The organism is Vibrio sp. 811 (genome assembly GCF_033339195.1).
The window spans coordinates 1-578 of the sequence record NZ_JAWOUB010000698.1; the positions used below are offsets into that span (position 1 = coordinate 1).

A 578-nucleotide genomic window follows, 5' to 3' on the forward strand; every position below is an offset into this window, starting at 1 on the left:
TTGCCGTTTCGAAACCCGCTAGCATCATCAGACACGTTGTTTTGCCTGATCCAGAAGGCCCCAACATGGTGACAAACTCTCCGGGTGCGATGTCTAAGTTGAAGTCTTTAACCACCAAGTTTGCACCGTCGTAGGTTTTCTTAACATGTTGAAAGCTCACATAATCCTTGTTTGCTGTGCTCATGGCATCCCTCCGTTCATTTTTGTATAGCGAAAATAAGTAGAGCGCCACAAAGCGCCCTACTCACTAGCTCAATTACAGATTGTATTTTGATAGGTCTAAGCGGGTAGCAAGCGCGTGCTCCACCATCTGGATCACTTGTTGACGCTCCTCACCTTTAAGCAGTTGGCGCGGTGCACGAACTTGCTCTGAACCACGGCCACACACTTGTTCAGCAAGCTTAATGCACTGAACCAGCGTAGGAATGGTGTCGAGACGCAGCAGCGGTAAGAACCAACGGTAAATTTCTAACGCTTCTGCATAGCGGCCTTGGCTCGCCAGCTTGTAAATTGCAACTGATTCTTCTGGGAACGCATTGGTTAAGCCAGAAATCCAGCCTGTCGCTCCTAACATCAGC

General features: G+C 48.8%; 2 protein-coding genes. Both read right to left on the minus strand.

The features are described 5' to 3' along the window. The coding region (locus R7Q46_RS28900; RefSeq protein WP_318078544.1) for an ATP-binding cassette domain-containing protein at positions 1 to 184 on the minus strand (184 nt) is incomplete at its 3' end. Between the two features lie 72 nt (positions 185 to 256). Next, positions 257 to 578: dihydrodipicolinate synthase family protein (locus tag R7Q46_RS28905; protein ID WP_318078545.1), on the minus strand; the 322-nt coding region annotated here is incomplete at its 5' end.